This window comes from Alkalihalophilus sp. As8PL, from assembly GCF_040939795.1.
GTDB lineage: Bacteria > Bacillota > Bacilli > Bacillales > Bacillaceae_D > Alkalihalophilus > Alkalihalophilus lindianensis.
Genome location: NZ_CP162551.1, coordinates 3216070 through 3233944 on the forward strand (window position 1 = coordinate 3216070; position 17875 = coordinate 3233944).

Sequence of the window (17875 nt, forward strand, 5' to 3'; positions counted from 1 at the left end):
GAAGAATGATAGACATATTAAAAAAAAGATTGAGAGGCATGGATTGTGAAACGATTTATTTTAGGTATGCTCCTCGTTGGAGCAGTTATGATGACATCAGGTTGCCAGCAAACAACCGAAGAAGATCCCACACAAGATAATTTGGAGGGTCCTCAACTTGAAGAGGATGTGGCGAAACTTCCTATTGAAATTAAAGAAGAGGGTGCGAGGTTTAAGGTTGATGATTTGCTACAAATTACAGGTGGGGATTACAGTTTTGATGAATTGCACCGGACACTAGAGATCACTGTAGATGAAGATCAATTTTATTTAATCGATGAAGTTCCCGTTTTAGAGAGAAATGGCGAATATCTAGCTACCGATCGTATTTACCTAATCTTGGATGAGGAAGATGAAGTTTATTTACCAACTGCTTTCATTGAAGAAGGCTTGAATACCCCTCTAACATTTTCTGAAGAAGCAGCTACTTTTTCTTGGTTTGGTCCTACAGAAGCAGTAGGGGGACCACCTGAAGCTTTTAATTTTGAAGAGTGGAATGCTGATCAGATGGTGGCTTATTTAGACTTTCTTGAGAAGCCGATTGCAGGTGCTGAGGTAAGTACGGTCTCTACTCATCTTCCTGGTGCACCTCGAGCTTATCGTAATGGTTTTCATGAAGGAATTGATTGGTATGACTTTTCTTCTGGTGGAAACATCAATACAGATACGCCCATTTATGCTATGGGAGAGGGAATTGTAGTCCGAGCAGATCAAGAGTACGATGAGTACCCTTCACCAGAAGTGAGAAATCAGGACTTAGCATTAACGGCTTATTACGGAGAAACACCTGAGTACATTTTTGACCGTTTAAGAGGAAGACAAGTATGGGTGCAGTATCCTAATGGAGTAATGAATCGTTTTGCTCATCTAGATGATATTCCTGAAGATCTAAATGTAGGAGATCGGGTGAATGCTGAAACCATTATCGGATATGTAGGTAACTCCGGTACGAGTGGAGCTGTTAATCAAGACCAATCAGAACTTCATCTTCACCAAGATTTGTTGATTTATGGTGAGCTTTTCTGGAAACCTCTCAGTCAAGAAGAAGTGAGGGAAGTACTTATAAGAATTTGGAAGTAATAATCGACAAGAGTCGACTGAAGCTTACACCCTATTTAATTGAATAATATGATATTCTATTAATCATAAACTGACTTTTTGATCGGTTTATGATTATTTTTTAGGGGGTCGTGAGCTTGGTTGATAAATCACAACTACTAGATGAGTTACGACTTGCAGTAGGCTCTGTACCTGACTATGCTAGAACATTAACAGATTTCTATAATGGTATTGTACATAAGCTTGTAAGTAAAATGAATAACCAGTTTTCTGTTTGTTTATATGAAACGAATGTCGATCGTTTCATCCAAGTTGCTTTTGCTGGCTTATCACCTTGTGAAGAAGTCATTATAAGCTTTGGAGAGGGGCTTCATAGTATTGCAGCTATTAGAGGAGAAATGGTATTTAAAGTGGAAGGTGAGATGCAATTGATCATCGCTCCCTTTTATTATGGCCATCATCTAATCGGGGTCCTTTCTTTTCAGATCCCTGTTGCAAACTATGAGATCTCAGAAGATGACTTAGTTTTTATTAAAGAAGTAACTCGTTTTATCGAATCAAATTATAAATATTATAAATAGGGAGTTTGCCTTAGGCAGACTCCCTATTTATATGGGTTTGAAATGTAGGACATATTAAAAGGATAAATAAATAAATGTGACATACAAATTAATGGTTGACGAATCTAATGTGACATATTATTATAAGTATATAGAAAATAAACCGCTTACAAAAAACGCATAAAGGGGATGCTCTAATGGGTACAATCATTTGCCAAAACTGCAATAAGACAATCGAACATTTCGAAGGTGAAAAGGTTACAAAACTTTATGCTCAAGGTCATAATTGTATTCAATGTAAATCTACTCAAAAGCAAAAATAATAGAAAAAGCATGCAGCCTGTACTCATGTCATAGGCTGCATGCTTTTTTTGTTTTTATTTAATCGCCTGATGTTCCTTTATCACTCTGAGTGTAGTAAAGGTTTCATCCTCTGGTCCTTGAACAGGTAAACCAGCCTGAAGGTTCTCTTCAATATAAGATAAATTTTCTTGTGAAATGATCTCTCCAGGAATAAGGATAGGAATACCTGGTGGATAGACCATTATAAATTCAGCAATAATTCTCCCTGCAGATTGGGAGAAGGGAATGACCTCAGTTTCAGCGTAAAAAGCCTCCCTTGGAGATAAAGCTAACGTGGGAATATTTGGCACATACACCGCTTTAGGTGAAAGGGTTTCCGCACGCTGATGAGTTTTTGATAGCTGATTTAATGCTTCAACAAGAACCTTCGTTTTTTCTTCTGTATCACCCAAAGAGACAATGCAGAGAATATTGTATAAGTCTGATAGCTCAACTTCGAGGTTGTAATGTTCACGTAACCAATTTTCCACTTCATAACCGTTGACGCTAAGTTCCTTTATAGAAATGATTAATTTCGTTGGGTCCATGTCATAAGTGGCTTTCGTACCTAGAATTTCATTTCCTACACATGTGATTCCTGGAATTTCATTTAGCTTGGCTCGTGTTTGCTCAGCTAATTTAATGGTTTGGTCAATTAATGTTCGTCCTTCGGTTGCTAACCGTTTTCTGGCGACATCAAGAGAAGTTAATAATAAATAAGAAGTAGATGTTGTTGTCAGCATACTAATGATTGATTGAACTCTCTTAGAAGAAACAAGTCCTTCTTTAACATTTAAAATTGAGCTTTGTGTCATTGACCCCCCGAGTTTATGAACACTTGTTGCAGCCATATCCGCACCTGCTTGCATCGCTGATAATGGCAGTTTCTCATGAAAGTGGATATGAACGCCATGAGCCTCATCAACAAGAACGGGAATACAGTAAGAATGAGCCACTTCTACAATTTTCTTTAAATTTGCTGAAACACCAAAATAAGTAGGGTTTATAACCAAAAGTCCTTTTGCATCTGGGTGGGCCTCAAGAGCTCTTTCAACAGACTCCGTTGTAATCCCATGAGAGATCCCTAAGTCTGGATCAATTTCAGGATGAATGAAGATAGGTGTTGCTCCTGAGAATATAATCGCGGACATAATCGACTTATGAACATTTCTTGGGACGATAATCTTATCTCCAGGACCACATACAGACATAATCATGGTCATAATCGCACCGCTTGTACCTTGAACTGAGAAAAATGTATAATCTGCTCCGAATGCTTCAGCTGCAAGTTGCTGTGCTTCCTTTATGATGCCATGTGGATGGTGAAGATCATCCAGTGGAGCTATATTAATAAGGTCTATAGATAAAGCATTTTCTCCTATAAACTCTCGGAATTCAGGGTCCATTCCAGTTCCTTTTTTATGTCCGGGAATATGAAACTGAATCGGGTCTTTTTCTGCGTGATTTTTCACCCCAGTAAAAAGGGGTGTTTTTTCTTGTTGTGACAACAGGTTCACCTCATTTATGTTAATCGTGCCTATCATTTTCTAAAACAAATTTGAGTATACCAAAACTAAGCCCATTCTGCATAGAAACAAATTTTAATCAATTTCATTTTAGGTTATTCGGTGTCACTCTTTAGAACCTATGGTAAAATTAAAAGCAAAAGTCAGACTATTCTTTATAATGTTGAAGGCGTTTCCAATCTAGTCTGCATAATAACGTAGGAGGGATTTACATGTGGGAAACAAGAATAACAGCACTATTAGGAATTGAGTATCCGATTATCCAAGGGGGACTTGCTTATCTTGCTTATTCTGAACTTGCAGCTGCGGTTTCAGAAGCAGGCGGACTAGGGCAAATTACCGCGATGTCACTAGAATCTCCCGACGCATTAAGAGAGGAAATAAAAGCCGTTCGAAAGAAAACGTCTAAGCCCTTCGGTGTTAATTTTGCAATAGGTCAACATGGTCGACCGTTCGAGCATATGCTGCAAGTGGCGATTGATGAAGATGTACCAGTCATCTCAATGACAGGTGGGAACCCCACTCCAATTTTTAACATGTTAAAAGGAACCTCGATAAAAACACTAGTACTCGTGGCTGCTAGAAGACAGGCGGAGAAGGCAGAAGAATTAGGTGCAGATGCAGTTATGGTAGTAGGGCAAGAAGGCGGCGGTCATTTGGGGCGTAGTGATACAGGAACGATGGTCTTAATCCCTCAAGTTGTTGATGCTGTTAAAATACCTGTGATTGCATCTGGTGGGATCGGGGACGGTCGTGGTATGATGGCTGCATTGGCTCTTGGAGCAGAGGGAATTGAAATGGGGACTAGGTTTATCGCAACGAAGGAATGTGTGCATGCAAGCTCCCTATATAAAGACCAACTTGTTCATGCATCTGAAGAAGATACAGTAGTGATTAAGCGCTCGATCGGAGCACCTGCAAGAGCTCTAAGAAATGGGTGGACGGATAAGATTTTAGAAATTGAGCAAAAGACTCCTACATATGAAGCATTAAAGTCGTATATTAGTGGTGAAGCCAACAAAGCCTATATATATGATGGTAAGGAAGAAGAAGGTTTTGGATGGGCAGGACAGGTGATGGGCCGTATTCAAGATGTTCCGTCTGTGCAAGAATTAATGGATCGAATGATTAATGAAGGAATCCAAATCAGAAGTCGCTGGAAATGATGCTTCTAAAGTGATAGATAGAGAAAGAAGGTAAATAATATGGAAATGAATATGCCGATCTCCCTAGATTGGTCAACAGAAGAAGTGATTGACGTAGTAGAATTTTTTCAAGCAATTGAAAAGGCCTATCAAAAGGGTATAGGGCGTGAGGAAATATTAAGTAAGTATCGTCGCTTTAAAGAAATTGTCCCTTCAAAAAGTGAAGAGAAACAAGTGTTTAAAGAATTTGAACAGCAGGCAAATGTTTCTTGTTATCACACGGTTAAACAAGCTAGAGAACAAGAAGAAAAATCGATTGTGAAAATGAAATGAAATAAAAGGCTGACCGTCTAAAAAAGTGGTCAGCCTTTTATTTTTTAAGAAGGAACCGATGCATGTTGTGCTTCTTTATAAAGCGGAAGAAGAGATTGGTAGGTTTGCTCAATTCGTTTAACAAGAGCTTCTCCATCTTCTAAAATAGGGTCATTTCGATCGATATTAATCCCGCAAAGCAGCTCGGCCTTTTTTACATCACGTAATCTCTCGAGCATAGATGTGAACTCTTCCAGAGAAAGGTCACTTTGTTTAATGGCATCTGGTTTCATATGATCAATCGACCATACAAAATCTTCAGGTAAATCCTTCATCCATTTTTGTGGATTTTTTAATAAATTCTCAGCGAACTCACCTTTAGCAGGTGCTTCATAAATCATAGCAAACCAAACAAATAAATGAGTTTCAAATAATCCTACTTGAAAATGTGGTAATTTTTTATAACCACGCTTATTTGCAGCAAATGCAACCCATGTATCATTAGGTGGGTTCACTTTTCTTCTTGCATGCTTAGCCACATGAGTAAATATTTCGTCACCTGTTATAGAAGATAGGGTTGGAGAGAGTTCTTCACCTAGGGCTTCAAATTTGGGGCGTATAAGCTGCTTTAAAGCATCCATTCGCGGTTCTAAGCCTTCTATTTTGAATACGTCAAAATCTTTTTGAGTGAAACCTTCAACAGTCATTTTTTCAGCCTCCTGAGTTTCTTGTGTTCTAATATTACCATAACAAACATAGATAATCATAAGACAAGCTCTAATGAATAGTTAGAAAATTCATAAAATAATAAAACATTAGTTGCATTTTATCTTGTCTTAACATATGCTATAATATAAATAACTAAATTTTCAGTAAATTTAGTGAGATCTCTTTCGAACTTATCCTATCTGCTAAACTCTAATCAAAAAGGGGTGTTGGGCAATGAAGCAAGTAATTCAAGAGGTTAAATGTATGGATGTAGAGAAGAGAATGCCAGTCCTTAGGCTAGAGATTGATTATGAGCTAATGACACTACATGATGCCATGTTAAAAGAAGATTTGATTAAGATAAATGATGCTAAGAGAGAGCTTGAATCCTTAAGAAAAGAATTCTTAAAACTCCAAAATAGAAAAATATTAAATTAAATAAAGTATGTATATTGAAAAGAAACGGAGACGATCTTCGTTTCTTTTTCTATTTCTGACATATTAGAATCAACTACTGTTTGAGAAAAGCTTCTCCGTTTTCATTCAGAAGAAGTTGTGTCATAATGGAAGTAGATTAAATAGAAATAGTGAAGTCAAAGGGGGCAGCATCATGTCAGTAGATTGGTTAGAACTTGAGAAAGTTGCTACAAATTGGGTATATGAAGCAGGTCATAAAATCAAAAAGACATTGGCTGGCCCGATCGATATTGAATCTAAATCAAACCCTGATGATCTTGTGACAGAAGTGGATCGGGCGATTGAAGCTTTTTTCTATGAAAAAATTCAAGAAGCTTTTCCTGAACACTATTTTTTAGGTGAAGAGGGGATTTCGGATGAGGAACCATCTTTAGATGGAACGGTTTGGATTATTGATCCGATTGATGGAACGATGAATTTTATTCATCAAAAACAAAATTTTGCAATCTCTGTAGCGGTTTATCACAACAAAGTAGGTATGATAGGTTTAATTTATGACGTTATGCGTGATGAATTATTTCATGCTCATAGAGGAAAGGGTGCTTTTCTTAATGGGGCAGAACTTCCACCAGTAAAAGAACGTCCCTTACATGAATCCGTTATTGGATTAAATGCAAGATGGATAGTGGAGCAGACGAATCCATATCGCAACCCTCTTAAAGCATTGGTTCGAGATGTAAGAAGTATCCGCTCTTATGGATCAGCTGCACTAGAAATGGCTTATGTCGCTTCGGATCGTCTGGATGGCTATTTAAGCGTTCAGTTATCTCCATGGGATTACGCTGCTGGAATGATCATATTAAATGAAGTCGGCTGTGTCGCATCTAATTTTCAAGGTGATCCGTTATCATTAACAGATTCAGGTACTCTTTTTGCATCAAAACCGCACTTACATAAAGAAATTATCTCCATTTATATTGGAGAAGAATATTAATAAAAAACAAGCTTGAGAAGCATTCCTTCTCAAGCTTGTTTTATTTCATTAATCTATCAATTATTCACTGACTTCATTTATTTTTTTACGCAAAGAAATTCCTAAAAATAGTGCAATAACAATTCCGACTACAGAAAGTAATGCAATAATAATACTTCGCTCAGCAACAGCTACACCGATACTCATAATACATATGACAGTAATAATTGCTAATAATAAAAACAGTACATTCTCCTTTTTCATACATATCCCCCTAAGATTGAATCACTATCTATAAGTGTAACGTGAAATGAGAGAAAGAAAAACCCTGACATTGTGACAAATACGTTAAAGATAAAGCATCCTTTAGAATCAAGTTGCCTTTTATAAGACAATTTGTGCTATACTTAGACAGTTAATCAACAAATAAGGAGAGAATTTAATGACACATCGTAATGATATACGTAATATCGCAATCATCGCCCACGTTGACCACGGTAAAACAACATTGGTTGACGAACTTTTAAAACAATCGGGTACATTCCGTGAAAATGAGCAAGTTGAAGAAAGAGCAATGGACTCTAATGCATTAGAAAAAGAGCGTGGAATTACAATCCTTGCTAAAAATACAGCAATTAACTATGAAGATAAACGTATTAATATTATGGATACACCAGGTCACGCTGACTTTGGTGGTGAAGTAGAGCGTATTATGAAAATGGTAGACGGTGTTCTACTCGTTGTTGATGCATATGAGGGATGTATGCCTCAAACACGTTTCGTATTAAAAAAAGCGCTTGAACAAAAATTAACGCCAGTAGTTGTTGTTAATAAAATTGACCGTGATTTTGCTCGTCCGAATGAAGTAGTAGACGAAGTAGTTGATTTATTTATTGACCTTGGAGCAGACGAGGACCAATTAGACTTCCCAGTTGTCTTTGCTTCAGCAATTAATGGAACAGCTAGTATGAATGCTGAAAAGCAAGATGATAACATGACATGTTTATTAGAGACGATTATTAAAGAAATTCCAGCTCCAATTGATAATAGTGATGAGCCTCTTCAATTCCAAGTAACAATGCTTGATTACAATGACTATTTAGGACGTATTGGTATTGGACGTGTCTTCCGTGGAACGATTAAGGTAGGCCAACAGGTTTCTCTAATGAAAATTGATGGTTCTGTTAAGCAATACCGCGTTACGAAATTATTTGGTTTCCTAGGTTTAAAACGTACGGAAATTGAAGAAGCAAAAGCAGGCGATTTAATTGCTGTTTCAGGTATGGAAGAAATTAACGTTGGTGAAACAGTATGTCCTGTTGACCATCAAGAAGCTCTTCCGATCCTACGTATTGACGAGCCAACTCTTCAAATGACATTCCTTGTTAACAATAGCCCATTTGCAGGTCGTGAAGGGAAATTTGTAACAAGTAGAAAAATCGAAGAGCGTCTTCGTTCAGAGCTTGAAACGGATGTTAGTTTAAGAGTTGAAGATACAGGTTCACCTGATGTTTGGGTCGTTTCTGGACGTGGGGAATTACACTTATCGATTCTAATTGAAAACATGCGTCGCGAAGGGTACGAGCTTCAAGTATCGAAGCCAGAAGTAATTATCCGTGACATTGATGGCGTGAAATGTGAGCCGGTAGAACGAGTTCAAATTGATGTTCCTGAAGAATATACAGGTGCTGTAATGGAATCGTTAGGTGAGCGTAAAGGTGAAATGGTCAATATGACAAACACAGGTAGTGGCCAAGTTCGTCTAGAATTTATGGTTCCTGCACGTGGATTAATTGGTTACACAACTGAGTTCCTTTCTCAAACTCGTGGATATGGTATCATCAACCATTCATTTGATAGCTATCAACCAATGGCTGCAGGTCAAGTTGGGGGACGTCGTCAAGGTGTTCTTGTTTCTATGGAGACTGGAAAAGCGAGTCAATATGGTATTATGCAAGTTGAAGACCGTGGTACAATCTTTGTTGAGCCAGGTACTGAAATTTACGAAGGTATGATTGTTGGGGAACATACTCGTGATAATGACCTGGTGGTAAATATTACGAAGATGAAACAACAAACCAACGTTCGATCTGCTAATAAGGATAATACTGTTACAATGAAGAGACCTCGTATTATGACTCTTGAAGAAGCGCTTGAGTACTTAAACGAGGATGAATATTGTGAGTTAACACCTGAATCCATTCGTTTACGTAAAAAAATCTTAATTAAGACTGAACGTGAACGTAATGAGAAACGTAATAAACTAGCTGCTAAGCAATAATAGGTAAGAAAGGTTGGGAGATCCTTGGACAACCAACAGTTACAAGAGGCGAACTTAGAAGGCTATTCTTGGCTGATGCAAGCAACTGCTGAGAATCCATGGTATGGCCTACTAGCCTATTTAGCCATCGTTATTTTGGCTATATTGGTTTTTAATCTGGGCTTTGCAAGAGAGCTACCGATCTTAAAGAAGGTAGTCGTCTATATTATGTTAATTATCGGTTGCTTTGTTTTATGGCTGATGGAATTTGCCTTTGGTGCACCGATTATTGTTATTCTTCTCATTTCAGCACTTGTGCTGGGTATATATCGTTATCGGTTATACCGACACCGTGAAGAAAAAAAAGAAGTATAAGACAGCAGGAAAGCGAGTGGTTTATAACCACTCGCTTTCTTTTTCGGTCTTATACGTTAAGGTGAAATTGCCGCTAGCTTGTCTCTCTAACGTCCGTTCCCTAATTCGCTCATCACATTCATTGCACATATACGTATGGATGGGCCGATTGCGTAGTCGTTTCGCTAATGGGAGTTGGTCGTCTATTTTGTCAATTTTATCACAGAGTACACATTTCACTCTCATGACTCTACCACTCCGTTTCTATCAATCCTATAATAATCCTACTTATTCCATTGTAAAGGGAGCTGTGAAAAAAAGAAAGTTTTAAAAATGGTTTAATGTAGGTATAGTATACTAATAAGGTATAATTGAACTCATGGGGGGATGAAGATGGCCAATCAAGTAGAACATGAATTAACGACTGAACTATTACCTCTTTTGCAAAAAGAAAGATACGTAACGCTTGCGACAGTTGATTTCGAAAAGAAATCACCTAATGTTAATGCAATCTCTTGGGTATATGCCCCTTCGACTAAAGCGATTCGGTTTGCAATCGATAAACGGTCTCGTATCATTACAAATATTAAAGAACAGCCTGGTGTTGTTTTGACGATTATTGCTAATGGATCCACTTATTCAGTGTCAGGTAAAGCTACTATCGCAGCAGAGAAGATAGAATCTGTTCCGTTAAAATTGTCATTAATTGAAGTAGAGGTAGAAGAGGTCCGTGATGTGATGTTTTATGGGGCAAAAATTGTTCAAAATCCAGAATATGATAAAACATATGATGCCGATGCTGCTACAAAGCTTGATCGTCAAGTAATGGAGGCCCTAAAAGCATTTGAATCTTAAAGGAAAAAGACTTACGCATTAGCGTAAGTCTTTTTTTGTTTAATTGATGAATTGTATTCGCTTAAAACTTTATTCACTTTTAGATTCCTCGTCTAACTTTTGGGACTAAGACATATAGTGATAATGAGAAAGAGTAAAACAAATTGAGTACATTATCATGGTAATGAGCATAAATTAGTAACAAGCAGCGCAACGATACTTGAGTCAGGAGGCGGAATGTTGAATAAAATCTACGTTTTAGATACAAACGTACTACTACAGGACCCTCACTCCATTTTCTCCTTTAAAGAAAATGAAGTGGTAATTCCAGCCGTTGTTTTAGAAGAAGTTGATTCCAAAAAAAGATACATGGATGAAGTGGGTAGGAATGCACGTCATTTCTCGAAACTTATAGATAAGTTGAGAACAAAAGGGAAATTGCATGAGGGGGTGCCACTAGGTGATGGAGGGAAACTGCGTGTTGAGTTAAATCATCGCTCTTTTCAACGGTTAAAAGATTCCTTTGCAGAAATGTCGAACGACAACCGTATCATTGCTGTAGCGCTTAACTTAATGCTTGAAGAACAAGAACGGGAAAATGGAAAACAAGTCATTATGGTAAGCAAAGATGCTCTTGTTCGGGTGAAAGCTGATGCACTCGGGTTACCAGCTGAGGATTTTTTAAGTGATCGAGTAATTGAATTCGATTCAGTGTACCCTGGATATGTGGAAATATATGTCGATCAAGATGTAATGAAGCGTTTTTATTCACAAGGGGAGCTAGCGATCTCAGAATTGACCAAGCATCCTTTTTACCCTCATCAATTTATCATCATGAAAGATGCTCTTGGTAGCTCAAGTTCGGCTATTGGTAAAGTAGAACCTGATGGAAAGAAGGTAAAGCCATTTGTAAGTGATCCTGATCAAGTATGGGGGATTAAGCCTCGGAATGTTCAACAAAAAATGGCGTTTGAACTTCTTTTAAGAGATGATATAAGCCTTATTACGATGGTTGGGAAAGCGGGGACTGGTAAAACGTTACTTTCTCTTGCGGCTGGCTTAATGCAAACTGAGGATATGGGTAAATTTAAAAAACTAGTCGTTGCTAGACCCGTTGTACCTCTTGGAAAGGACTTAGGATATTTACCTGGAGAAAAAGAAGAGAAGTTAAGACCATGGATGCAGCCGATCTATGACAATTTAGAATTTCTATTCAACACGAAAAAGCCGGGTGAAATTGATCAAATCTTAGCAGGGATGGGATCGATTCAAGTTGAGGCATTAACGTACATTAGAGGAAGAAGTATACCAGATCAATTTATTATTATTGATGAAGCACAAAATTTAACAAAGCATGAAGTGAAAACGATCTTAACGCGAGTTGGAGAACGAAGTAAAATTGTGTTGATGGGTGACCCACAACAAATTGATCATCCATATTTAGATGAGTATAATAATGGATTGACCTATGTTGTTGAAAAGTTCAAGGAGCAAACAGTAAGTGGGCATGTGAAGCTTGTTAAAGGGGAAAGATCCGGTTTGGCTCAGTTAGCAGCCGACCTTCTATAAAGAGAGAGAATTGACCTCGTTTATCCTATTAGATAAGCGAGGTCATCGTTCCTTATTTTATCGTTAATTTTTTTACGTGAGTAATGGGAGAAGTTTGATTTGAGCCGTCACCAAAATACAAGTGAATAGGTCCAGTTTCTTTTAATGGTCTGCCTTCTTGCGAGAATCCTACAATCATTTCCACTGCTTCTTCATATGTAATTGTCAATTCTTCACCATTTAATTGTTCAATGATAACCTCACTGACGTCTTCTTTCGGTTTTACATTTTTTATAAACGGAGCCAGGGGCATCCCAAAGGACCCGGTTGTTAATTCTTTTTTATTATAGTTAATTTTATTATCATTTGAATCCGGTCTTGGAGGTGTTGAACCTTCTATAATTTCTTTGTCCCACTGTGCAGATATCGCCTTAGTATAAACTTCATCTTGATCTTCAAACGTTCTTTCTTCGCTAAAATATGTAGTTAGATCAACTTTACGTTCATCAAAAATCCATACGCTTGGATCAATCGTTAAAGGGTGATCAACCTTCCCCTCAATAAAAAACACAAATTCCTCCATCTCTTACATCCTCCATTCTTTTTCTGATCATCTTCTCAAGTATAAAGCGTTACCATGTTTTTGTCACATTTGGTTATAATAAAAGAAAATAACCTATTGGAGGGTGTTCTGTGGTCTGTCAATATGGTGAACAATTAGAAAAGCTTGTAAAAGAAGTACAACCATTCACAGCAAATGGGAAAGTGGCAGATTATATTCCTGCATTAGCGAAGGCGAATCAAGATATTTTAGCTGTTTCAATTTATGATGGAAATTCAACTTGTTTCTCTGCAGGACATTCTTCTGAAATGTTCACCCTACAAAGCATCTCAAAAGTCTTAACATTAGCTTTAGCATTAATGGATCATGGAGAAGAAATCGTATTTGATAAGGTGGGTATGGAGCCAACAGGGGACCCTTATAATTCAATTGCAAAGCTAGAATCACTTGTCGCTAAACCACTTAACCCGATGATTAATGCTGGAGCATTGGCAGTAAGTCATCTAATTGAAGGGGAGTCGACGGACGAAAGGTTAGAGAGGCTTCTTCAACTGATCAGAGATATGTGTGGCAGGCCTAGTGTTACTTATAATCGCGAGGTTGCTCAATCCGAATTTAATACTGCTCACTTAAATCGCTCACTTGCTTTTTTTATGAAGCAGTACAGAATTATTAATGAAGATGTTGATCAACTACTTGATTTTTATACTAAACAGTGTGCAATCGAAGTAAACTGCGATGATCTAGCAAGGATTGGTTATGTGCTTGCAAATAAAGGGAGAAATGAAGAAGGGGTTGAGATTGTTCCCTTTGAAATTGCGAGACTTGTTAAGACATTTATGGTGACATGTGGAATGTACAATTCTTCTGGTGAATTTGCCATTCGGGTAGGGATCCCTGCTAAAAGTGGAGTTTCTGGAGGGATTGTTGGAGCAGTACCTAATGGGATAGGGATAGGGATTTATGGTCCAGCTCTTGATGAAAAAGGCAATAGTGTGGCAGGAATGAAGTTGCTCGAAGCGATATCTAGTTATTATGATTTAAGTATTTTCTAGTAGTAGTGAAAATCATTTGCAATTAAATTGTTAATTGAGATTTAAAATCATTGCATTTTATTGGTTTAAAAGATACTATTAATGCAAGGATATTAATATGTAAGGAGGGGACAGCGTGTCTCAAGACATGGTGAGTGAACATAAAGAAAGAGCGTATGCCCTTCTAAAATCCGATGCGGAAAAAATCCAACAGCTTATTGAAGTGCAAATGGAAAATTTAACGATGCCACAGTGTCCTCTTTATGAAGAGGTTTTAGATACACAGATGTTTGGTTTGTCTAGAGAAATTGACTTTGCCATTCGCCTTGAGCTTGTTCGGGAAGATGAAGGAAAGCAACTACTTAATGAACTTGAAAGAAAGCTAGCTGCTCTTCATGAAGCATCATTACGTAAATAAGAAAAGGTCAAGCTATCCATAAGGGGCTTGGCTTTTTTTGTTTTTATACGAAGAAATGTTAAAACATACACAAAGTTGAGAGCGTTTTATTGTGCAATAAATCGAAACTGTCTAAAAACTATTTGCAAAATAGATAAAGCTTTTAATATACTAGAAGACAAGCAAACCGAAATATAAAAAAAGATAAAGAAGTAGAGTGGAGGAGGAAGTATATGAACGGATTGACCAATATCAAAAAAGTACTAGTTGCTAATCGTGGTGAAATTGCCATACGAATCTTTCGTGCGTGCACTGAATTACATATTCGTACAGTGGCCATTTATTCTAAAGAAGACGCGGGTGCTTACCATAGATATAAAGCAGATGAAGCGTATTTGGTAGGCGAAGATAAAAAGCCTATTGATGCATACTTAGATATAGAGAACATTATTGAAGTAGCTAAGTTACATGATGTTGATGCAATCCATCCAGGTTATGGTTTTTTATCGGAAAATATTGATTTCGCAACTCGCTGTAAAGAGGAAGGAATCATTTTCATTGGACCAGAGCTAGAGCACTTAATTATGTTTGGTGATAAAGTCCAAGCTAGAACGCAAGCTATTAAAGCAAATTTACCAGTCATTCCTGGCAGCGATGGACCGGTTTCTAGCTTGGAAGAGGTTGCGAAATTTGGTGAAGAAAATGGGTATCCTTTTATAATTAAAGCCTCTTTAGGTGGAGGCGGTCGAGGGATGAGAATTGTCCGTTCAGAGGCTGAGATGAAAGAGTCCTATGAGCGAGCAAAGTCTGAAGCGAAATCAGCTTTTGGTAATGATGAAGTGTATGTAGAGAAGTTCATCGAAAACCCTAAACATATTGAAGTTCAAATTTTATCTGATAAGCATGGACAAACGGTTCATTTATACGACCGTGATTGCTCAGTCCAACGTCGTCATCAAAAGGTTGTTGAGATTGCGCCAAGTGTGTCTCTTGATCTTGAGCTAAGAGAGCGAATTTGTGAAGCGGCCGTCCAGTTGATGGAAAAAGTTAATTATGTGAACGCAGGAACGGTCGAATTCCTAGTTACAGATAATGGAGAATTTTACTTTATCGAAGTAAATCCTCGAGTTCAAGTGGAGCATACGATTACTGAAATGGTTACAGGAATTGACATTGTGCAATCACAACTCTTTATCGCAGATGGTGAAAAGCTACATGGAAATAAATTAGGCATTCCTGAACAAGAGAAAATTGTCTGTAATGGATATGCGATTCAGTCTCGAGTTACGACGGAAGATCCAAGTAATGGTTTTATGCCTGATACGGGAAGAATCAATGCGTATCGTACAGGCGGAGGCTTTGGTGTACGACTTGATGCAGGGAATGGATTCCAAGGTGCGGTCATTACTCCATATTATGATTCGTTATTGGTTAAAGTTTCAACGTGGGCATTATCATTTGAAAGTGCAGCTGCTAAGATGTTACGAAACTTAAGAGAATTCCGTATCCGTGGAATTAAAACGAATATCGCCTTTTTAGAAAATGTTGTTCAACATCCGCGTTTCTTAAATGGTGAATACAATACATCGTTCATCGATACAACACCAGAGTTATTTGTATTTCCAAAGCGCAAAGACCGTGGTACAAAAATGCTTTCATTTATCGGGGAGACCATTGTTAATGGGTATCCAGGACTTGAAAAAATGAAAAAACCAATTCTTGAAAAACCGCATGTTCCTAAACTTAAATTAACGGAGCCTATTCCGGATGGAACGAAGCAGATCTTAGATAGAGAAGGCCCAGAAGCATTAGCGAAATGGGTAAAAGATCAACAAAATGTGTTGCTCACTGATACGACTTTCCGTGATGCACATCAATCTCTATTAGCAACACGTGTACGTACTCATGACTTAAAACAAATCGCTGAGCCTACTGCACGTATGCTTCCTAATTTATTTTCGATGGAAATGTGGGGCGGGGCAACGTTTGATGTTGCAATGCGCTTCCTGCATGAAGATCCATGGGAACGATTATTAACACTACGTAAACAAGCTCCAAATGTTTTATTCCAAATGTTGCTACGAGCTTCAAATGCGGTTGGATACAAAAATTACCCTGATAACGTAATCGAGGAATTTGTTGCTAAGTCTAGCAGCGCAGGTATTGATGTGTTCCGTATCTTTGATAGTTTAAACTGGGTTCCAGGTATGAGACTTGCCATTGATTCTGTTCGCAACAATAATAAGATTGCAGAGGCAGCGATGTGTTACACAGGAGATATTTTAGATCCAGCTAGATCTAAATATGATCTTGTATATTACAAGAACCTTGCTAAAGAGCTTGAGCAAGCAGGTGCACATATTCTAGGAATTAAAGATATGGCAGGACTGTTAAAACCAGAAGCTGCTTACCAATTAATTTCTACTTTAAAAGATTCAGTAGATATTCCGATTCACCTCCATACTCATGATACGAGTGGGAATGGATTGTTGATGTATGCTAAAGCTATTGAAGCTGGTGTAGACATTGTGGATGTGGCTGTAGGTTCAATGGCAGGCCTAACGTCTCAACCAAGTGCAAACAGCTTATATTATGCATTGAGCCATTCTGATCGAAAGCCTGATATTGATATCCATGCCCTTGAACAACTTGGTGAGTTCTGGGAAGGGACGAGAAAATATTATTCTGGATTCGAAAGTGGTATGAATGCTCCACATACGGAAGTATATGAGCACGAAATGCCAGGTGGACAATACAGCAACCTGCAACAACAAGCAAAAGCAGTTGGTTTGGAAGCTCGGTGGAATGAAGTGAAAAAGATGTACCGAACAGTCAATGATATGTTTGGCGATGTTGTAAAAGTCACACCATCTTCTAAGGTTGTTGGAGACATGGCATTATACATGGTTCAAAATGAGTTAACAGAAGAAGATGTGTATAATCGTGGTGAATCATTAGACTTCCCTGATTCCGTTGTGGAGTTATTTGAAGGACAGTTAGGTCAACCTTACCAAGGGTTTCCTGAAAAACTTCAGAAAATTATTCTAAAAGGGCGCCCACCTATTGAAGGTAGACCGAGCGAGCATATGGAACCAGTTGATTTCCAGGAGATTAAAGAAAAGCTATTTAAACAACTAGATCGACAGGTGACTAGTCATGATATGCTTTCCTATGCCCTATATCCGAAAGTATACTCTGAGTTTGAAGCTTTTAGAAATCAATTCGGAGATGTATCAGTACTTGACACGCTAACCTTCTTTTATGGAATGCGCTTAGGTGAAGAGATCGAAGTGGAAATTGAAAAAGGAAAAACATTAATTGTTAAATTTATTTCTTTATCAAAGCCACAAGAAGATGGAACAAGAATTGTTTACTTTGAATTAAATGGACAGCCTCGTGAAGTCATCATAAAAGATATGAATGTAGCATCAACTGCAGTATCTAGACCTAAAGTAGACAAGGATAACCCGAATCAAATCGGAGCATCAATGCCAGGGACTGTCGTAAAGACCTTGGTACAAAAAGGTGATAAAGTCAAAAAAGGTGATCATTTGATGATTACAGAAGCAATGAAGATGGAAACGACCGTTCAGGCATCCTTTGACGGAGAAGTAAAAGAGGTCTATGTTAATGATGGAGACCCTATTCTAACAGGTGATTTATTAATTGAATTAGCTTAACTATAAAAAGACACAACCTACTCAATTAATGAGGGGGTGTGTCTTTTTTCTTGTATAACATTCACACCTGTTATAACATTTTTTGTATAAGTTTTGTTGTTTATTTGTTGAATGTGGAGGTGGTT

Annotated in this window: 19 protein-coding genes; 14 read left to right on the top strand and 5 right to left on the bottom strand. The window is 37.8% G+C overall.

Translation table 11 applies throughout. From position 1 onward, the window contains the following. Window positions 1-45: 45 nt before the first annotated feature. The 3 genes from AB3N04_RS17745 to AB3N04_RS17755 all read left to right on the top strand — a co-directional run bounded on the left by AB3N04_RS17745 (window position 46) and on the right by AB3N04_RS17755 (window position 1981). Window positions 46-1119 (top strand): M23 family metallopeptidase, encoded by a 1074-nt coding sequence (locus AB3N04_RS17745; RefSeq protein ID WP_368503941.1) that lies wholly within the window; start codon window positions 46-48, stop codon window positions 1117-1119. 116 nt (window positions 1120-1235) lie between these two features. Next, a complete protein-coding gene (locus AB3N04_RS17750; RefSeq protein WP_368503942.1) occupies window positions 1236-1679 on the top strand; it encodes a hypothetical protein in 444 nt (147 codons plus the stop codon). Window positions 1680-1855: 176 nt separating this feature from the next. Next, window positions 1856-1981 carry a GapA-binding peptide SR1P gene (locus tag AB3N04_RS17755; protein WP_317122475.1) on the top strand — a complete coding sequence of 42 codons (126 nt, stop codon included), beginning with the start codon at window positions 1856-1858 and terminating at the stop codon, window positions 1979-1981. A gap of 54 nt (window positions 1982-2035) precedes the next feature. On the opposite strand, the gene AB3N04_RS17760 is transcribed toward AB3N04_RS17755, so the two are convergent. Then, on the bottom strand, window positions 2036-3508 hold the full coding sequence (locus AB3N04_RS17760; RefSeq protein ID WP_368503943.1) for an aminotransferase class I/II-fold pyridoxal phosphate-dependent enzyme: 1473 nt from the start codon (window positions 3506-3508) through the stop codon (window positions 2036-2038). Window positions 3509-3738: 230 nt separating this feature from the next. Here AB3N04_RS17760 and AB3N04_RS17765 point away from each other — a divergent pair, with 230 nt between their 5' ends. Next, window positions 3739-4692, top strand: coding sequence for an NAD(P)H-dependent flavin oxidoreductase (locus tag AB3N04_RS17765; RefSeq protein ID WP_368503944.1), 954 nt, complete (start codon window positions 3739-3741; stop codon window positions 4690-4692). Between the two features lie 39 nt (window positions 4693-4731). Further along, window positions 4732-5004, top strand: coding sequence for a UPF0223 family protein (locus AB3N04_RS17770; RefSeq protein WP_317122478.1), 273 nt, complete (start codon window positions 4732-4734; stop codon window positions 5002-5004). A 44-nt stretch (window positions 5005-5048) separates the two neighbouring features. Here the strand turns inward: AB3N04_RS17770 and AB3N04_RS17775 are convergent, their stop codons facing one another. Beyond that, window positions 5049-5690, bottom strand: a complete 642-nt coding sequence (locus AB3N04_RS17775) for a DUF1054 domain-containing protein (RefSeq protein WP_368503945.1) — start codon at window positions 5688-5690, stop codon at window positions 5049-5051. Window positions 5691-5925: 235 nt separating this feature from the next. Here AB3N04_RS17775 and AB3N04_RS17780 point away from each other — a divergent pair, with 235 nt between their 5' ends. Next, window positions 5926-6129 carry a hypothetical protein gene (locus AB3N04_RS17780; RefSeq protein ID WP_368503946.1) on the top strand — a complete coding sequence of 68 codons (204 nt, stop codon included), beginning with the start codon at window positions 5926-5928 and terminating at the stop codon, window positions 6127-6129. 172 nt (window positions 6130-6301) lie between these two features. After that, a complete protein-coding gene (locus tag AB3N04_RS17785; protein WP_368503947.1) occupies window positions 6302-7102 on the top strand; it encodes an inositol monophosphatase in 801 nt (266 codons plus the stop codon). A gap of 60 nt (window positions 7103-7162) precedes the next feature. Here AB3N04_RS17785 and AB3N04_RS17790 read toward each other — a convergent pair whose 3' ends face one another. Further along, window positions 7163-7345: a DUF5325 family protein gene (locus AB3N04_RS17790; protein WP_317122482.1), complete on the bottom strand. Its 183-nt coding sequence runs from the start codon at window positions 7343-7345 to the stop codon at window positions 7163-7165. A 178-nt stretch (window positions 7346-7523) separates the two neighbouring features. Between AB3N04_RS17790 and typA the strand changes: the two genes are divergently transcribed. Together typA and AB3N04_RS17800 are read left to right on the top strand one after the other, a co-directional pair. Next, on the top strand, window positions 7524-9362 hold the full coding sequence (gene typA, locus AB3N04_RS17795; protein ID WP_368503948.1) for a translational GTPase TypA: 1839 nt from the start codon (window positions 7524-7526) through the stop codon (window positions 9360-9362). Window positions 9363-9386: 24 nt separating this feature from the next. Continuing rightward, a complete protein-coding gene (locus tag AB3N04_RS17800) occupies window positions 9387-9716 on the top strand; it encodes a YlaH-like family protein (RefSeq protein WP_368503949.1) in 330 nt (109 codons plus the stop codon). Window positions 9717-9737: 21 nt separating this feature from the next. Here AB3N04_RS17800 and AB3N04_RS17805 read toward each other — a convergent pair whose 3' ends face one another. Then, window positions 9738-9941: a YlaI family protein gene (locus AB3N04_RS17805; RefSeq protein WP_012959545.1), complete on the bottom strand. Its 204-nt coding sequence runs from the start codon at window positions 9939-9941 to the stop codon at window positions 9738-9740. A gap of 147 nt (window positions 9942-10088) precedes the next feature. Between AB3N04_RS17805 and AB3N04_RS17810 the strand changes: the two genes are divergently transcribed. Then, the gene (locus AB3N04_RS17810; protein ID WP_368503950.1) at window positions 10089-10550 is read left to right on the top strand and encodes a pyridoxamine 5'-phosphate oxidase family protein; all 462 of its coding nucleotides are present in this window, start codon (window positions 10089-10091) and stop codon (window positions 10548-10550) included. Between the two features lie 219 nt (window positions 10551-10769). Continuing rightward, on the top strand, window positions 10770-12098 hold the full coding sequence (locus AB3N04_RS17815; protein ID WP_368506089.1) for a PhoH family protein: 1329 nt from the start codon (window positions 10770-10772) through the stop codon (window positions 12096-12098). Between the two features lie 52 nt (window positions 12099-12150). On the opposite strand, the gene AB3N04_RS17820 is transcribed toward AB3N04_RS17815, so the two are convergent. Continuing rightward, on the bottom strand, window positions 12151-12660 hold the full coding sequence (locus AB3N04_RS17820; protein WP_368503951.1) for a peptidyl-prolyl cis-trans isomerase: 510 nt from the start codon (window positions 12658-12660) through the stop codon (window positions 12151-12153). 110 nt (window positions 12661-12770) lie between these two features. Between AB3N04_RS17820 and glsA the strand changes: the two genes are divergently transcribed. From glsA to pyc, 3 genes are all read left to right on the top strand, one after another. Further along, the gene (gene glsA / locus AB3N04_RS17825) at window positions 12771-13694 is read left to right on the top strand and encodes a glutaminase A (RefSeq protein WP_368503952.1); all 924 of its coding nucleotides are present in this window, start codon (window positions 12771-12773) and stop codon (window positions 13692-13694) included. A gap of 115 nt (window positions 13695-13809) precedes the next feature. After that, on the top strand, window positions 13810-14091 hold the full coding sequence (locus AB3N04_RS17830; protein ID WP_317122488.1) for a YlaN family protein: 282 nt from the start codon (window positions 13810-13812) through the stop codon (window positions 14089-14091). A 212-nt stretch (window positions 14092-14303) separates the two neighbouring features. Next, a complete protein-coding gene (pyc, locus tag AB3N04_RS17835) occupies window positions 14304-17750 on the top strand; it encodes a pyruvate carboxylase (protein ID WP_368503953.1) in 3447 nt (1148 codons plus the stop codon). The last annotated feature ends 125 nt before the right edge of the window (window positions 17751-17875 follow it).